Below are 16842 nucleotides of genomic sequence, written 5' to 3' on the forward strand. Positions count from 1 at the left end.
GCGAGCGCGGGGCTACTGAGCCGGTCCACCCCGGGCGGCGATCAGCGCGTAGAGCAGTCCCGACTCCTGCGGCAACAGCCGGATGCCGCTCTCCACACAGGCCCGGTCCAGTCGATCGAGCACCGACGGGTCCGCAGTGCTCGCAGCCAGGCCAACCAGCGCCTCCACCACGTCACGGCGATCCTGCCCCGCATGGTCGGCGGCGGACGCGAACCACTCGGCAGCCAACTCGCGATCCCCCCGGTGCAGCGCCAGGTTCCCCTCGATCAGCGCACAGAGCCCGGCCTCCGGACCACCCCAGGCCAGCGCTTCGTCGTCCGAACGCGGTCGCGGCACGGTCCGCCGCGCCGGCAGCGCCTCTCCGCCCCCGGCGCGCAACTCGGTGAGCACCGCGGTCGCGTCCGCGGCCCGCCCGTCCTGGGCGAGCGCCAACCCGACGGTCCCGAGCACCCGACGGCGACCCCCGGGATCACCCAGCTCGGACAGAGCCGCGATCGCTCGCCGGCCACGGTCGATGGCGTCCGCGTACCAGCCCTCCAGTCGGGCGACCTCGGCTCGATTGGCCCAGCCCAGCACCCGCAGTCGCTGCTCCCCACTCTCGGCGGCGAGTCGGTCCACCGCGGCGAGTCGGCGGCGGGCCGCAGCCAGATCGCCAGCGCGGATCTCGTGCCAGGCGAGGCTGTTCTGGGCCACCGCCAGGTCCCGGGTCCGCCCGTTGCGGGCGGCCAACCGCAGCAGCGCCTCGGCCTGCTCGCGAGCCTCGTCCTGCCGCCGGACGGAGATCAGCAGGGTGCCGAGCACGTTTCGCGCCTCCAATTCCCCGGTGACGTCGCCGGCCCGCCGAAAGGCGTCCAACGCCGCACGGGCGGTCGACAACTCCTCGGCGCCAGCGCCGTGCTCCGCCGCCAGCCGGGCGACGCCGAGGGCGGCCCAGCCACGCAGGAGAGGATCGGCGTCGGCGGTGCGCGGGTCCGCCAGCAGCCGCCGCAACCACTGCCGCCCGACGACGTCGCGTCCGCGGAACCGCCACCAGCGGGTCAGACAGGCCGCCAGCCGCAGCGCCGTCAACGGGTCGTCGGTGGCCGCGTGGGCCAACGACGAGCTGATGTCGCTGCTCATCTCGTCCAGCCGGTGCACCGCGTCGGGTAACCGTGGGCCGATCAGGTCACTGGCGGTACGGGCGACCAGGCGCGCGATGACCTCCGCGTGTCGACGCCGGATACAGGTCAGCTCACCTCCACCGGCCGCCTGCTCGACGGCGTAGTCCCGGACCGCGTCGAGCAGCCGGAACCGGAACGACCCGGTTCCGCGTACGCTCAGCAGCCCCAACTCGACCAAGCGATCCAACAGTGGAACCGGATCGATCGCCACGGTGCCGTCCCGGTCGGCCTCGTCGGCGAGCATCTCCTCGGCCAACTCGACCGACCAGCGGTTGCCGAAGACGGCCAGTTGCCGCAACGCGGCCTGTTCATCGGACGCCAACAGCCGGTAGCTGAACGCCACCGCGTCCCGCAGGGTGACGGCGACCGAGACAGCCGCGCTGGTGTCGGGTCCGCTCCTCCGGGTGCCGAGCGCCTCCGGTGTGTCCCAGGCCGGCCGGGCGGACGCGTCCGCGGGCGTGGCCAGGTCGAGCACCCGGTCGCCGTACCTGTCGAGCAGTTCGGTGAGGTCGAGGAGACGGCCCCGGGCGGCCATCAGCTCGATGGCCAACGGCAGCCCGCCCAACCGGCGCACCAACGCGGCGAGCGCCGGCAGCTCAGCGGCGGTGGGCGGCTCCCGGCGGACCTGGGCGAGCCGGGCGGTGAACAACGCGACAGCCGGCCACGATTCGAGTCCGGAGTGCTCGGCCTCCGGTGGTGGCACGTCGAGGGGCGCGACCGGCCAGACCCGCTCGCCGGGCAGCCCGACCGGGTGCCGCCCGGTGACCAGCACCCGCAGCGAGGGCAGCGCTCCGAGCAACCGGTGCAGGGTCGCGGCGACCGGGCCCGGGGCCCGCTCCACCGCGTCCATCACCAGCAGCGTCGGCCGCCCGGCGAGCAGCGCCACGAGTTCGGACAGGCGCGCCACGCCGAGCACGGACATCGAGGCGGCGAGCACGTCCGGACCGTCGGCGCCCTCGCCCACCAGCACCCCGGCGACACCGGCCGGGTGGGCGGCGGCGACCAGGTGCGCCACCGACGTCGCCAGGGCTGTCTTTCCGACGCCGGCCAACCCGACGAGGCTCACCAACCGGGGTCCTCGCTCCGCGGTCAGCATGTCGGCCAGCTCGGTGAGGTCGCGCTCCCGGCCGATCAACTCCACCGGCGGCGGGAGCGCGACCGACCTGTCGGCGGGGGTGGCGGCCGACGTGGCGTTCCCGCCGACCGCGATCGCCGTCGAGGTGGCGTCCGAGGCCGCTTCGGCACCGGCGCCCCGGGCAGCGGCCAGGAACGCCGTCCGGCTGGTGCCGGTGAGCGCCAGCGCGCCGGCCAGCAGTTCCACAGTGGTGCGTTGTGGCCGGTTCGACCGGCCACGCTCCAGGTCACGCACCGTCCGCACACCCACCCCGGCCCGGGACGCCAGCTCGGCCTGGGTGAGGCCGGCGGCGCGTCGATGCCCGCGGAGCAGCTCCGGCAGGGCGGCACGTCCAGCCGGGCTCCGCGACCACTCATGATCCGGAGTCATGGGCTCGAAGAGTACGGATGGACTACGACCGTCGGCAGTCGAACGTCGGGCTACTGACGCCCGCTCGCCGAAACCCGACAGCCGTACGGACAGCCCGTCCGGAACGACCGGGCGATCAGTTCGGCTGGGCCGCTCAGAGGCCCAGATCGCGAGCGATGATCATTCGTTGCACCTCGCTGGTGCCCTCGCCGATCTCCAAGATCTTGGAGTCCCGCCAGAACCGGGCGACCGGGTACTCGTTCATGAAGCCGTACCCGCCGTGGATCTGGGTGGCCTCCCGGGCGTTGTCCACGGCGATCGTGCTGGCGTGCAGTTTGGCGATGGCGGCCTGCCGCTTGAACGGCTCGCCGGCCAGCATCCGGGCGGCGGCGTCGTAGTACGCGAGGCGAGCGGTGTGCGCCTTCAGCTCCATGTCGGCGATCTTGAACTGGATGGCCTGGTTGGCGCCGATCGGCTGACCGAAGGCGTGCCGCTCCTTCGCGTACTTGATCGACTCGTCGACACAGCCTTGCGCGAGGCCGACGGCGAGCGCGGCGATCGCGATCCGGCCCTCGTCGAGGATTCGCAGGAACTGCGCGAAGCCCCGACCCCGGGCGCCGAGCAGGTTGGCGGCCGGCACCCGGCAGTCGTCGAAGGTCAGCTCGTGGGTGTCCGAGGCGGTCCAGCCCACCTTGGAGTATCCGGGCGCGACGGCGAAACCGGGCGTTCCGGTGGGCACGATGATCGTCGACAACTCCTTGGAGCCGTCCGGGTTCGTGCCCGTCACCGCGGTGACGGTGACCATGGCGGTGATGTCGGTACCCGAGTTGGTGATGAACGCCTTCGACCCGTTGATCACCCACTCGTCGCCGTCCAGCACCGCCCGGGTCTGGGTGCCGGCGGCGTCCGAGCCGGTGCCCGGTTCGGTGAGACCGAAGCCGGCCAGCGCCTCGCCGCTGAGCAACCGGGGCAGCCAGGTCGCCTTCTGCTCCTCGGTGCCGAAGCGGTAGATCGGCATCGCGCCCAGCGAGACCGCCGCCTCCAGGGTGATGGCCACGCTGGAGTCGACCCGGGCCAGCTCCTCCAGGGCCAGGCAGAGCGCGAAGTAGTCGCCGCCCATGCCGCCGTGCTCCTCGGCGAAGGGCAGACCGAACAGGCCCATCTTGCCCATCTGCCGGATCACCTCGTACGGGAAGGTGTGCTGCTCGTAGTGCTCGGCGATGACCGGGGCGATCACCTCGCGGGCGAATTCCCGCACGCTCTCGCGCAGCGCCGCTTGTTCGTCGGTGAGCCGGAAGTCCATCTCATCCTCCTGTAAGGACGGTCCGCCCCGGCGCTCGTGACGCCGAAGGCGGGTCGCTGTGCGGGCCCGGGTCGATGGTCAGACCGGGGTGACGCCGTGCCGACGGCGGGAGAAGTGCCGATCCTTGGTACGGGCCGCCGCGAATCGACGGACCAGCTCGGTGCGCAGGTCGTGCGGCTCGACGATGGCGTCCACCACCAGCTCGCTGGCCAACCGGACGACGTCGATGTCCTGCTCGTACTCGGCCCGCTTGGCGGCGACGAAGGCGGCCCGGTCCTCCTCGTCCGCGATGGCGGCGATCTTGTTGGCGTAGACGGCGTTCACGGCGGCCTCGGCGCCCATCACGGCGATCTTCGCGGTCGGCAGCGCGATCGTGGCGTCCGGCTCGAACCCGGGCCCGGCCATCGCGTAGAGACCGGCGCCGTACGCCTTGCGGACCACCACGCAGATCTTCGGAACCGTCGCCTCGGAGATCGCGGTGATCATCTTGGCGCCGTGCCGGATGATGCCCTGCTTCTCCACCGCGCTGCCGACCATGAAGCCGGGTACGTCGCTGAGGAACAGCAGCGGCACGTTGAACGCGTCGCAGAGCTGCACGAACCGGGTGGCCTTGTCGGCCGAGTCGACGAAGAGCACACCACCCTTGAACATCGAGTTGTTGCCGACCACACCGACGACCTGGCCGTCGAGGCGGCCGAAGCCGATGGTCAGCTCCTTGGCCCACAACGCCTGGATCTCGAAGAACGAGCCCTCGTCGAGCAGGCCCTTGGCGTACCGCCGCATGTCGAACGCCTGCCGCTCACTGGCCGGCACCAGCGCGGCCAGGTCGGCCTTCGCGGGCGCGGCGACGGCCGGCGCGGCCGGCGGCGTCTGGGTCCAGTTCGCCGGCAGGTACGACAGGTAGGTCTTCACGACGTCGAGCGCGTCGGCCTCGGTCTTGCAGAGGAAGTGCCCCACGCCGGACTCGGCGGTGTGCACCTTCGCCCCGCCCATCGCCTCCAGGGTGGTCTTCTCGCCGGTGACCATCTCGACCATCCGGTCGGAGCCGAGGTACATGCTGGCGTTGCCGTCGACCAGCGCCACCACGTCGCAGAACGCCGGGATGTACGCACCACCGGCGGCGCTCGGGCCGAACAGCGCGCAGACCTGTGGGATCGAGCCGGAGGCACGGACCTGGTTCCAGAAGATCTTGCCGGCGCCACGCCGACCGGGAAAGAGATCGACCTGATCGGTGATCCGGGCACCGGCCGAGTCGACCAGGTAGACCATCGGCACGCCGGCGCCGTACGCCCGCTCGATGATCCTGATGATCTTTTCGACGGTGCGGGCGCCCCAGCTGCCGGCCTTGACCGTGGAGTCGTTGGCCATCAGGCAGACCTGTCGGCCGTCGATGGTGGCGGTGCCGGTGACCACGCCGTCGGCGGGCAGCCCTTCGGCCATCGTGTTGGCGTAGAGGCCGTCCTCGACGAAGGAGCCCTCGTCGACCAGGAGCGCGACCCGTTCCCGGGCGAAGAGCTTGCCCTTGGCCGCGTTGGCCGCGTGGTACTTGTCCGCGCCGCCGGACCGGGCCCGCTTGCGCAGCTGCTCCAGTGCTTCACCGTCGAGCGTCACGCCGACTCCTCCGCCATACTGACCTGAACGATCGTTAGGCTAGCGCATCGGCGCGACTGTCGGCGACCTACGAGCGAACCAGACAGGTGAGCCGAGAGCAAGACATTGAAAAACATGAATACATGTCGCTAGGCTCCTGACACCCCTCCCAGATTGGAGTCAGCGATGACCTCACGACTCAATCGGCTCGCCGTCGCGGTACTCGCGACGACACTCGCCACCCTCGGCGTCACGGTCGCCAACCCGTCGCCCGCGTCCGCCGCCATGACGATCTGCTACAACACCAGCCAGGCGGGCGGCTACGCCGGCACGGCCAACCAGGCCGCCTCGATCTGGAACAACGCCACAGTCAACCTCACGCTCTCCGCCAACTGCGGCTCCAACCTGCGCATCTACCAGATCACCGGCGGCGGCTCGTACGCCATCCGGACCAGCCTCGGCAACGGCCGGGTCTACATCGACACCCAGCAGGCGGCGCAGTACAGCCCGCTGCGGATCATGACGCACGAGATCGGGCACATTCTCGGTCTGCCGGACAACTACAACGGGAACTGCTCGCTGCTGATGTCCGGCGGCAGCGCCGGCACCGGCTGCACCAACCCGTACCCGAGCAGCGCCGAGGCGAACCGGGTCAGCAACCTCTTCGCCGGCACGTTCAGCGCCACCGACCGCAGCGCGGACATCTTCCGCGACAGCTGGCCGAGCGCGCTCACCACGGTGAGCTGACCGAACCCGCGAAAACCGAAGGGGCCGGCGCGCGCCGGCCCCTTCGTCGCGTCCTCAGCCCGGCAGCGGCGTCAGCCGGGTACGCGGACCGGCCCGCAGCACACCCGACGGCAGCCTCTTGCCGAGCAACTCCTCGGCCAACTCCGCCACCTCGATGAGCGCCGGCAGGTCGATGCCGGTGTCGATGCCCATGTCGTGCAGCATGTGCACGGCCTCCTCGGTGGCCAGGTTGCCGCTCGCCCCCGGCGCGTACGGGCAGCCACCGAGGCCACCGACGCTGGCGTCGAACTCGGTAACCCCCAGTTCCAGCGCGGTCAGCAGGTTGGCCAGCGCCGTACCCCGGGTGTTGTGGAAGTGCAGCAGGACCGGCACGTGCGCGTTGCGGTCGCGTACCGCGGTCAGCAGCTCGCGGACCCGACGTGGGGTGCCCATGCCGGTGGTGTCGCCGAACGCGACCCGGTCCGCGCCGTCGCGGACGACCCGGTCCACGATCCCGGCCACCCGCTGCGGGTCGATGTCCCCCTCGTACGGGCAGCCGAAGCTGGTCGCCACGATCACCTCGACCCGCGCCGACGCGCCGTGCAGCAGGTCGATCAGCTCGGCGATGTCGTCCAGCGACTCGTCCGTGGACCGGTTGACGTTGCGCCGGTTGTGCGTGTCACTGGCCGAGACCACCACCTCGATCTCGGTGAATCCGGCGGCGAGGGCCCGCTGGGCGCCTCGGGTGTTCGGCACCAGCGCGGAGTACCGCACCCCGTCGACCTTGACCGCCCGCTGCCACACCTCGTCGGCGTCGGCCATCTGCGGAATCGCCTTCGGGTGCACGAACGACACCGCCTCGATTCGTCGTACGCCGGTTCCGGAGAGGGCGTCGAGCAGCCGCACCTTGGCGTCGGTCGGGATCGGGTCCTCGTTCTGCAACCCGTCGCGCGGCCCGACCTCGCGGATCGAGACGGAATCTGGCAACTGGCTCATCGGTCACCTCGCTGTGACGTCGGATCGGGACAGCATGTCGGCCGCTTTGCTCTGCTGCCCTATGTGCGCCGGCTACTGTCCGTCATCGGGCAGCGGCTGGCGCATATAGGTAAGCAGAGCAAAGGGCCTGCAAACCAGTCTTGCCCGGCCGCCAGGCGGCACGGCCAGACCGCACCGCCCCAACGGCCTGCTCGTTCAGCGCATGCGGGAGACGATGCCCGTGTCGTAGGCGCCGGAGCGGAACTCCTCGTTGTCCAACAACTCGGCGAAGAAGGGGACGTTGTTCTTCGGGCCCTCGATCCGGAACGCCGCGACGGCTGCCTTCGCGCGATCGAGCACCTCGTCGCGGGTCGCGCCGCTGACGATCAGCTTGGCCAGCAGGCTGTCGTAGAACGGGGTGACCGTGTTGCCCTCGGTGTAGCCGGAGTCCACCCGGACACCCTCACCCGTCGGCTCCACCCACGTCCTGATCACACCCGGGCCGGGCAGGAAGCGCTTCGGGTCCTCCGCGTTGATCCGCATCTCGACGGCGTGCCCACTCGGGGTCAACGCGTCCGGGTCGAACGTCGGCGCCAACCCGGAGGCCACCCGCAACTGCTCCTCGACCAGGTCGATGCCGTACACGTACTCGGTCACCGGGTGCTCCACCTGCAACCGCGTGTTCATCTCCAGGAAGAAGAAATCCTCGGAGCCGGGAGCGTCGGAGTCCTGCTCACGCGGGACCAACAGGCACTCCACGGTGCCCGCGTTGCGGTAGCCGACCGCCTCGCCGGCCCGCACCGCCGCCGCCAGCAGCCGGGACCGCAGCTCCGGCGAGACAGCCGGCGACGGGGACTCCTCGACCAGCTTCTGGTTGCGCCGTTGCACCGAGCACTCCCGCTCGCCGAGCGCCACCACCCGGCCGTCGGCCAGGCCGAGGATCTGCACCTCGACGTGCCGTACCCGGGGAAAGTACCGCTCGATCAACACCGAGCCGTCGCCGAACATCCGCTCGGCGAACGCGCGCACCTTGTCGTACTCGGCGCGGAGCGCGGCCTCGTCGACCGCCACGCCCATGCCCATGCCGCCACCGCCGGCGGCGGCCTTGACCATCACCGGGTAGCCCATCTCGGCCGCGGCCGTCACCGCGGCGTCCGGGTCGGCGGCCGGGTCGGTGGTGCCCGGTGCGACCGGAACACCGGCCGCCGCCATCAGGTTCCGGGCGTTGATCTTGTCGCCCATCGCGGTGATCGCGTCGGCGTCGGGTCCGACCCAGATCAGGCCGCTCGCCTCGACGGTACGGGCGAACTCGGCGTTCTCCGACAGGAAGCCGTAACCGGGGTGGATCGCCTGCGCGCCGGTCGACTTGGCGGCGGCGAGGATCGCCTCGGTGTTGCGGTAGCTCAGCGCCGGGTTCGGTGGGCCGATGAGGACCGCTTCGTCCGCCTCCGCGACGAACGGCAGGTCGGCGTCGGCCTCGGAGTGCACCGCGATCACGCGGATGCCGAGCCGCTTGGCGGTCCGGATGATCCGGCGGGCGATCTCGCCCCGATTGGCGACCAGCAGTGACTCGATCATGTTTCCTCCCGGCGTCCGGATGGTGGGACGATGTCAGGGAATCATGACCGGCACGGTTCTGACGAGTCGGCTCAGGCGAGCAGTGCGGCCAGTGTCGCCCCGCGCAGCAGCTCCGCGCGGCGTCGCCGGTCCACCTCACCACCGAGGAACGGCGTCGAGTTCATCAGGCCGAACGCGGCGTGGGCGAGCACCCGGGCCTCACCGTCGGGCATCCCCGGGTGCAGCGCGGTGAGCACTGTCACCCACTCCTCGACGTAGAGCCGTTGCAGGCGACGGATCCGACGCCGCGGCTCCTCGGGCAGGCGGTCCAGCTCGTGCAGGTGCAACGCGATCACCGCCGGGTTGGCCAGCGCGAACTCGACGTGGAAGTCGATCAGCGACTCCAGCACGCCGCGCGGGTCGTCCGAGCGCCCGACGGCGCGTTCCCGCCCACCGGCCAGCAACCCCTCACTGACGGGGATCAGCGCGGCGGCCAGCATGGCTTCCTTGCCGGCGAAGTGGTGGTAGAGCGCCGGACCGGTGACCCCGGCGGCCGCGCCGATGTCGTCCATCGAGACGCCGTGATAGCCACGCGCCGCGAACAGACCTACCGCGATCTCCAGGATCTCGTCCTTGCGGGACCTGCGCCGGCCCGCACCCGCCGCACCCCGTGCCTGCTGCTCCACCGTCACCGGACAAGCCTAGACCGCGCGGAGCCCGCGATGGTTGCCGGTCAGTTCCGTCCGTCCGCCTCGGGCCGGGCCGCTCCTGACCTGGCCAGGGGCGGCCGGCGAGGTCAACCGAGCCGGCCGAGGATCTCGTGCCGGGAGGAAATACCCTCGTCGCGCTCCGAACTGGCTTGACCCTCGACCCGGTCGAACCGGCACGGTCGCCGGCATGACTTCCTCCGCTCTGGGCCGGGACTTCCAGCTCCTGTGGTCCGCGGCCGTCTCGTCCCGGTTCGGGGACGCGCTGCGTACCCCGGCGTTGGCGCTGTTGGCCGCGACCGTGACCCGTGATCCGCGGATCATCGCGGCGGTCACCGTGGCCGGGCAGTTGCCGCCCCTGCTCTTCGGCCTGCTCGGCGGCGTGTACGCGGACCGCTGGGACCGCCGCCGGACGATGGCAGTGGTCGACGGGGTACGCGCAGCAGTGGTGGCGGCGCTGGCCGTGGTGATCGCGCTCGACCGGGTCAGCGTGCCGGTGCTGCTGGTGGCGGCGTTTCTGCTCGCCACGTTGGGGACCCTCTTCGACTCCGCATCGTTCGCCCTGCTCCCCGCGTTGGTGCCACCGGACGCGCTGCCCCGGGCGAACGGTCGGCTCCAGGCGGGGTCGGCGGTGGCTGGTGGTTTCCTCGGGGCACCCGCCGCCGGTGTCCTGTTCGCCGTGGCCCCGGCACTTCCGTTCGCCCTCGACGCCGTCACCTTCGCGGCGGCCGCCCTGCTCGTGCTGGCCCTCGGTGCGCCGTCCGCCAGCACCCCGAAAACGGCGCGGCGGCGCGACTCGGTGTGGAGCGAGATCGTCGAGGGGCTGCGGTGGTTGGTGGCGCACCGGACCCTGTGGCGGGTCACGGTGCTCACCGCCGCGAGCAACCTGGCGATCAGCGGAATCATGGCAGTGCTGGTGCTCTACGCGCTGGACGTGCTTCGGGTGCCACCGGCCGCTTATGGGCTGTTCGCCGCCGCCGCCATCATCGGGGGCGTGGCGGGGGCGCTCGGGGCGGGACGCCTCGCCGCCCGACTCGGCACGGTGCCGGCGCTGCGTGCGGTGCTGGCCGTGGAGACCGTGGCGCTGACCGGCTTCGCGGCGGCTCGGCATCCGGTGTGGGGCGGGATCGCGTTGGCCGTCTTCGCCGCCGGCACAGTGGTGTGGAACAGCCTGTGGGCGTCGTACGGGCAGCGGCAGGTGCCGGGCGAACTGCTGGGCCGGGTCGGCGCGGCCCAGCGGATGGTCGGTCTGCTCACCGCACCGCTCGGGGCGGCGCTCGCCGGGCTGGCCGCCGCGTCGTACGGCACGGCACCGGTGGCGGGCGCTGCGGCGGCGACGTTCGCGCTGGTCACCGTCGCCGCGTGGCGGACACTGCGACCGGCCGTGTCCGCCGTGTCGAGCGGCGCGGGTTAGCTCGGCGTCCGCTCCCGGTGCGACAGCCCGGACAGCCGCAGCGCGATGCGTCGGCGGGCCGGTGGAACGGCACCGAGCAGCCGGAGCAGCACGTCCCGGGCGGGCCGACGAGCCGGGGAGACAGCGGCCATCCTGGTCAGCCCGGCGGCGAAGCTCAGCACGTCCTCGGCCATCGGCCGCTGCCGGGCGGTGTAGTCGTCGAGCAGCGTCTCGGGGCCACCGTCGAGCACGTCCGCCACCGCGGTGCCGAGTGCCACCGCGTCGCAGATCCCGAGGTTCATGCCCTGCCCGCCGGCCGGGCTGTGCACGTGCCCGGCGTCGCCGGCCAGCAGCACCGGTCCGACCCGGAAGGTGTCGGCGATCCGATGGTGCACCCGGAACCGGGAACCCCAGAGCACCTCGGTCACCCGGTCGGGTCGCCGCGCCGGGCCGCGCTCGTCGAGCAGCGCCTGGAGGTAGGCCGCGTCCGGTTCGGCCGGGGCGTCCGCCACGGCGGCGACCAACCGGACCACCCCGCCGGGCAGCGGCGCCCAGACCAGCGGCCCGGGGCGGGCGAGGAAGAGCGCCGCCTCGTCGCGGGGCAGCACGCTGCTCACCCGCACGTCGGCGAGCACGAAGGACTCCTCGTCGCTGCTGCCGGTGAATCCGATGCCGGCCAACTGCCGGACCGAGCTGTGCAGGCCGTCCGCGCCGACCACGAACCGGGCCCGCAGCGCCGCACCGTCGACCTGCGCGAGCATGCCGTCACCGACCCGGCTCAGCCCGGTGAGCTGGCACGGCCGTCGTACCTGGACACCACGTTCAGCCAACTTCTCGGTGAGCACGGCCTCGGTGACCGCCTGGGAGACCAGCAGCGCGTAAGGGAAGCGGGACGGCAGCTCGTGGAACGGCACCGACAGCAGCACCCGGTCCCGGTCGCGCACCGTGAAGCGCGGCGTCCGCACCGCCTGGGCGATCAGCGGCGCCGCGGCGTCGATCCGGTCCAGCACCTCCAGGGTGTACGCGTGCACGACGGCGGCGCGGGAGGTCGTCGGCGGCGCGGCCAACCGGTCCAGCACTGTCACCTCGACGCCGCGCCTTGCCAGCGTCAACGCGGTGGCGAGACCGGTGGGGCCGGCGCCCACCACCAGGACGTCGGTGCTCGTGGGCAGCATGGCCACCTCCAAAGACCGTTGCCAACACCTGTTGGCAAACACTTGTTGGCAACGGTATGGCCCGCCCGATTGCGTGTCAACAGTTGTTGGCCTACGGTCGTTGACATGACCTCGTCCGCCCCGTCGACCCAACCCCGACGCTCCGACACCACCCGGGCGGCGATCCTGCGAGCGGCCCGGGAACGGTTCGCGGCGGACGGGTACGAGCGCGCCACGATCCGGGCCATCGCCGCCGACGCCCAGATCGACCCCTCGATGGTGATGCGCTACTACGGCAGCAAGGAGGGGCTGTTCGCGGCGGCGGCCGAATTCGACCTACGCCTGCCCGACCTGACCTCGGTGCCGCCCGCTCGACTCGGTGAGGTGCTGGTCCGGCACTTCCTCGCCCGCTGGGAGGGCGACGAGACCCTGGTGGCGCTGCTGCGGGCCGCCAGCACCAACCCCGGCGCGGCCGAACGCATGCGTGGCATCTTCGCCGACCAGCTCACCGCCGCCGTGGCCACGTTCGGCGGCGACCCGGCGCTGACCGCCCGACGGGCCGGCCTGGTGGCCAGCCAGATCCTCGGCCTCGCCTTCACCCGGTACATCGTCCGCCTGCCACCCATGGTGGACACCCCGCCGGACGACCTGGTCTCCTGGATCGCGCCGACTCTCCAGCGCTATCTGACCGGAACGCCGCCGGGCTGACCCAACCTTTTCCCACCTCCCGTGCGTCTGCCAGTTGACGCCTACAGCGCGACGGCCGGGAGGGGGGCGCATGGCGCCGCCGAGGGACGACGGACGCGAGGGCTACCTCGCCTTCGTGGAGAACCACCAGCACCGGCTGCTCCGTGCGGCCTACCTGATCTGTGGCAACCAGCATCAGGCTGAGGACCTCCTCCAGGACGCGCTGCTGAAGCTGGCGCTGCGCTGGTCCTCGGTCCGCAACGGCGACCCCTCCGCGTACGTGCGGGCCATCCTCTACCGCGACTCGGTGTCGTGGTGGCGTCGCCGACGGCGGGAATGGCTCAGCGCCGCACCGCCGGACCAGGTGGCCCACGACCGTGACGGCGCGTTGCGGCTGACGATGCACGACGCGCTGGGCCTGCTGCCACCACGGCAGCGGGCCGTGCTGGTGCTGCGCTACTACGAGGACCTGACCGAGGCCGCCACCGCCGAGGCGCTCGGGGTGACAGTCGGCACCGTGAAGAGCCAGTGCCATGCGGCGCTGCGCCGACTCCGCGAGGTCGCCCCGGACCTCGCCCGCGACGCCCGACCGAGCCACGGCTCGGCCGATCTGGCCAGCGGTCTGGAGGTGAACCCGTGAACGAACAGGAACTGCGCCAACTGCTGACCGTCAGCGTCGAGGACGTGCTCCCCAGCCAGCCGGCCAGCGCCGGATGGGAGCGGGCTCGACGCACCCGGCGTACCCGGCGGGCCGTCGCGGTGGTCGCCGTGGCCGTACTCCTTGTCGGCGGTGGCACTGTGGCGGCGCTGCGACCGCCCGCCAATTCGACGCCGGTCCCACCGGTCGGCCCGACGGTGACGCCGACCGCCGATCCCACCCATGGCGCTCCGGTGCAGCGGCCGCCCGCGGAGCTGACCTACCCGCCCGATCCGTTGGCCAAGCTCGGCGCCCCGGCGACAGTGTCGCTCTCCGAGCGACCGGTCCAGCGGGCCCTGGCACTGTTTCAGCCGTTGGACGAGGAGGGTCGCGAGGACGGCCCGGTCCGGGTGCTCGGCAACGACGGCGTGGTGCGCAGCCTCGACGTGGTGCCGTTGGCACCCACCCGGGACGCGAGCGGCAACGAGGCAACGGCCCTCAAGCCGGGAGTGCTGTCGCCGGACGGCCGATCGGCCGCGTTCGCGCAGACCAAAGAGCTGATCATGATCGACCTCACCACGGCGGCCGTCCGCCGGATACCGCTCGACGGCTACCTGGAGCTGGTGGTGTGGGCACACGACCGGGTGCTGGTCGGAGGCGACGACCGGACGTACGCGGTGGACCGGGCCACCGGGACGGCCAGCACGATCGACGTGTCGACCTGGGAGTTGATCGCACCCGATCCGGCCGCCGGCCGCGAGGCCCCGCTCATTGAGACGTACGGCGAGCGGACCAGCCTGGAGCTGCGCAGCCGAACCGCCCGGGACGGCAAGCTCCGCTCCGAACAGCCGATCAACGCCTCGGCGCTGCCCTCGCCCTACCAGGTCAACGAGTTCTACGGCCGGGGCTGGTTGCACGGCGAGCGGCTGGCCCGGGCAGCCTGGATCACCAGCGGCGAGATCGACGGTGCCGAGGGTGCCGCCGTGCTGGACGCGCGGACCGGTGCCGTGCTCCACCTGCTCGATCTGGGCCGGGAGCGCGGCAAGGGCTGCTGCGAGGTGCTGGGCTGGGACAACAGGGGCGCGGTGCTGCTCCGACTGGAACCGGCCGCCCTGGCGCGCTGGCATCCGGAGACCGGCGAGATCACCGGGATCGTCCGCGACCTGCGCGGCGTGATCGCAATCGCGGGCTGACCAGGAGCACGTCGCCTCAACGTGATCGACTCGGGTTCATGGACGTCGCGGTGTCCCAGCGAAGGGGACAGCACGACATCGGGGAACCCGAGTCGATCACACGACGAACCGGTCAGGCAGCCAGGCCGCCGGGCTGATCGCCCTTGACCACTGGCGCCCGGACCAGGTTGCCCCACTCGGTCCACGAGCCGTCGTAGTTGCGCACCTGCGGGTAGCCCAACAGGTGCCGCAGCACGAACCAGGTGTGGCTGGACCGCTCGCCGATCCGGCAGTACGCGATCACGTCGTCGTCCGGGCTCAGCCCGAGCTGGTCGGCGTAGATCACCTTCAGCTCGTCGGCGGACTTGAACGTGCCGTCCTCGTTGGCTGCGGACTTCCACGGCTTGCTGACCGCGCCCGGGATGTGCCCACCGCGCAGCGCACCCTCCTGTGGGTAGTCCGGCATGTGCAGCATCTCGCCCGTGTACTCACCCGGCGACCGGACGTCGACCAGTGGCCGGCCGGACGCGACGTGCGCCATGACCTGCTCGCGGAAGGCCCGCAGCGGGGCGTCGTCACGCAGCGGCACCGGGTAGTCGGCGCGCGGGCGAGCCGTCTTGTCGCGGGTCACCTCGCGTCCCTCGGCGATCCACTTCTGCCGGCCGCCGTCGAGCAGTCGCACATCGGCGTGGCCGAAGAGCGAGAAGACCCAGAGGGCGTACGCGGCCCACCAGTTGAAGTTGTCGCCGTAGAAGACGACGGTGTCGCCCCGGCCGATGCCCTTCGCGGCACACATCTCGGCGAAGCTCGTGGCGTCCAGGTAGTCCCGGGTCACCTGATCGTTCAGCTCCAGGTGCCAGTCGACCTTGACCGCACCGGGAATGTGACCGGATTCGTAGAGCAGCACGTCCTCGTCGGACTCGACGACGACGAGGCCCTCATCGCCCAGATGCTCGGCCAGCCACTCGGTGGTGACCAGCCGCTGCGGGTCCGCGTACGACTGGAGGCGGGGATCGGGATCGTTCGGCACAGACATGATCCCCAAGGTACGCCGTTCAGGCGCGACGGTGGGCTATCCGGCCAGCGACGACGGTCACCAGGCAGGCACCGTCGGGGCCGTGCACCGCGAGGTCGGCCCGCCCGCCCGGACGCAGCGTCGGGGCCACGGCGGTGGCCAGCACCAGCAGGTCGCCGCGCTCGGCTGCGGCCCGCAGGGCAGGGTCGGTCAGGTGTTCCGCCAGCACCGCCGTCACCCCGGTACGCAGCAGCGCGTGCACCCGCTCACGCGGGGTCGGGGCGGGCGGGAGCGGGCTGTCGTGCAGCAGACCCGGCCCCAGCGAGCCGGGCCAGCGGCGAACCCGGGCGTTGGCGTACGCCGAACTCAGCTCGGCCAGTGGGCCGACGGCCTCGATCCGGTCGCCACTAGCCAGCACGGCGTGGTCGGGCAACGGCTCGCCGTCCGGGTCACGGCGCAGCAGGGCCGCCGTGTGCAGGGTGATCATGGTCAGTCAACGAGCGGACCGAGTTGCGGGCGCTTCGCCGTCACGGTGTCGCCGGACGACCGACCGGTCAACCGCCGCTTCACCCAGGGGGCGAGGTACTGACCGGCCCACCGCAGGTCGGAAGCGCGGGCGGCCAGCCATGGCGACGGTGCCGGGTGCGGCGGAACCATCATCCACTCCTCGTCGCAACCAACCCCGAGGGCGTTCAACACCTGCCCGGCGACCCGGCGATGCCCGGCCGGGGAGAGGTGCAGCCGGTCGGTGCTCCAGAGCATGGGGTTGAGGAACGTGTCGTCGGCGTACAGGTCGACCATGATCGCGCCGTGCCGCTCGGCGGTCTCACCGACCGCCTGGTTGAGCAGCTGCACCCGGGGGGCGACGAGGCGTTGGCCGGGCAGTCGGGCCATCACGTCCGCGAACCGGAAGAGGAGCACGTCCGCTCCACCCGAGCGGAGTTGCCGGACCACCTCGTCGAACCGGGCGACCAGCGTGTCCGGGTCGAAGGTACGCCGCAGCACGTCGTTGCCACCGGCCGCGAAACTGATCAGGTCCGGCTTCATCGCCACGGCGGAGGGCACCTGCTCGGCGACCACGCTGGGGAAGAGCCGGCCCCGAATGGCCAGGTTCGCGTACCGGAAGTCGGGCCCCGCGTCGGCGGCGAGCCGGGTCGCCACCAGGTCCGCCCAGCCTCGGAAAGTGCCGTCCGGGTACGCGTCGTCCATACCCTCGGTGAAGCTGTCCCCGACCGCGACAAAACTGCCCCAGCGCACCCGCGCCTCCCTCACGCCACCTGTTG

The 16842-nt window shown here is 71.9% G+C and carries 15 protein-coding genes; 5 read left to right on the forward strand and 10 right to left on the reverse strand.

Annotated elements, in window-relative coordinates; translation table 11 throughout:
• Positions 1–12 precede the first annotated feature (12 nt).
• From ACZ6NZ_RS04135 to ACZ6NZ_RS04145, 3 genes are all read right to left on the reverse strand, one after another.
• Positions 13–2664, reverse strand: coding sequence for an ATP-binding protein (locus ACZ6NZ_RS04135; RefSeq protein WP_465855536.1), 2652 nt, complete (start codon positions 2662–2664; stop codon positions 13–15).
• Between the two features lie 133 nt (positions 2665–2797).
• Positions 2798–3946 (reverse strand): acyl-CoA dehydrogenase family protein, encoded by a 1149-nt coding sequence (locus ACZ6NZ_RS04140; protein WP_238669691.1) that lies wholly within the window; start codon positions 3944–3946, stop codon positions 2798–2800.
• A 78-nt stretch (positions 3947–4024) separates the two neighbouring features.
• The gene (locus ACZ6NZ_RS04145; RefSeq protein ID WP_465855539.1) at positions 4025–5557 is read right to left on the reverse strand and encodes an acyl-CoA carboxylase subunit beta; all 1533 of its coding nucleotides are present in this window, start codon (positions 5555–5557) and stop codon (positions 4025–4027) included.
• Between the two features lie 165 nt (positions 5558–5722).
• On the opposite strand from ACZ6NZ_RS04145, the gene ACZ6NZ_RS04150 reads away from it, so the two are divergent.
• A complete protein-coding gene (locus ACZ6NZ_RS04150) occupies positions 5723–6283 on the forward strand; it encodes a snapalysin family zinc-dependent metalloprotease (protein WP_465855541.1) in 561 nt (186 codons plus the stop codon).
• 54 nt (positions 6284–6337) lie between these two features.
• On the opposite strand, the gene ACZ6NZ_RS04155 is transcribed toward ACZ6NZ_RS04150, so the two are convergent.
• The 3 genes from ACZ6NZ_RS04155 to ACZ6NZ_RS04165 form a co-directional block, all read right to left on the reverse strand.
• Positions 6338–7258, reverse strand: a complete 921-nt coding sequence (locus ACZ6NZ_RS04155) for a hydroxymethylglutaryl-CoA lyase (RefSeq protein ID WP_465855543.1) — start codon at positions 7256–7258, stop codon at positions 6338–6340.
• Positions 7259–7453: 195 nt separating this feature from the next.
• Positions 7454–8815 (reverse strand): acetyl-CoA carboxylase biotin carboxylase subunit, encoded by a 1362-nt coding sequence (locus ACZ6NZ_RS04160; RefSeq protein WP_465855545.1) that lies wholly within the window; start codon positions 8813–8815, stop codon positions 7454–7456.
• A 71-nt stretch (positions 8816–8886) separates the two neighbouring features.
• Complete coding sequence (locus ACZ6NZ_RS04165) at positions 8887–9486, reverse strand: TetR/AcrR family transcriptional regulator (RefSeq protein ID WP_238669677.1); 600 nt, start codon at positions 9484–9486, stop codon at positions 8887–8889.
• 205 nt (positions 9487–9691) lie between these two features.
• Here ACZ6NZ_RS04165 and ACZ6NZ_RS04170 point away from each other — a divergent pair, with 205 nt between their 5' ends.
• A complete protein-coding gene (locus ACZ6NZ_RS04170; protein WP_465855547.1) occupies positions 9692–10915 on the forward strand; it encodes an MFS transporter in 1224 nt (407 codons plus the stop codon).
• Here the strand turns inward: ACZ6NZ_RS04170 and ACZ6NZ_RS04175 are convergent.
• On the reverse strand, positions 10912–12069 hold the full coding sequence (locus ACZ6NZ_RS04175) for an FAD-dependent oxidoreductase (RefSeq protein WP_465855549.1): 1158 nt from the start codon (positions 12067–12069) through the stop codon (positions 10912–10914). The genes ACZ6NZ_RS04170 and ACZ6NZ_RS04175 overlap by 4 nt on opposite strands.
• Positions 12070–12174: 105 nt before the next feature.
• On the opposite strand from ACZ6NZ_RS04175, the gene ACZ6NZ_RS04180 reads away from it, so the two are divergent.
• From ACZ6NZ_RS04180 to ACZ6NZ_RS04190, 3 genes are all read left to right on the forward strand, one after another.
• Positions 12175–12756, forward strand: a complete 582-nt coding sequence (locus tag ACZ6NZ_RS04180) for a TetR/AcrR family transcriptional regulator (RefSeq protein ID WP_465855551.1) — start codon at positions 12175–12177, stop codon at positions 12754–12756.
• Between the two features lie 70 nt (positions 12757–12826).
• The gene (locus ACZ6NZ_RS04185) at positions 12827–13375 is read left to right on the forward strand and encodes a SigE family RNA polymerase sigma factor (protein ID WP_465855553.1); all 549 of its coding nucleotides are present in this window, start codon (positions 12827–12829) and stop codon (positions 13373–13375) included.
• A complete protein-coding gene (locus tag ACZ6NZ_RS04190; protein WP_465855555.1) occupies positions 13372–14565 on the forward strand; it encodes a hypothetical protein in 1194 nt (397 codons plus the stop codon). Before ACZ6NZ_RS04185 ends, ACZ6NZ_RS04190 begins: the two co-directional genes overlap by 4 nt.
• 112 nt (positions 14566–14677) lie before the next feature.
• On the opposite strand, the gene ACZ6NZ_RS04195 is transcribed toward ACZ6NZ_RS04190, so the two are convergent.
• Genes ACZ6NZ_RS04195 through ACZ6NZ_RS04205 form a run of 3 tightly spaced genes read right to left on the reverse strand, consistent with a single transcriptional unit; the run spans position 14678 to position 16816 of the window.
• Positions 14678–15580, reverse strand: coding sequence for a sulfurtransferase (locus tag ACZ6NZ_RS04195; RefSeq protein WP_396794920.1), 903 nt, complete (start codon positions 15578–15580; stop codon positions 14678–14680).
• 19 nt (positions 15581–15599) lie between these two features.
• Positions 15600–16046 carry an imidazolonepropionase-like domain-containing protein gene (locus tag ACZ6NZ_RS04200; RefSeq protein ID WP_465855557.1) on the reverse strand — a complete coding sequence of 149 codons (447 nt, stop codon included), beginning with the start codon at positions 16044–16046 and terminating at the stop codon, positions 15600–15602.
• Positions 16047–16048: 2 nt separating this feature from the next.
• A complete protein-coding gene (locus tag ACZ6NZ_RS04205; RefSeq protein ID WP_366609981.1) occupies positions 16049–16816 on the reverse strand; it encodes an SGNH/GDSL hydrolase family protein in 768 nt (255 codons plus the stop codon).
• Positions 16817–16842: the final 26 nt, after the last annotated feature.

This window comes from Micromonospora sp. NPDC047756 (assembly GCF_055587245.1).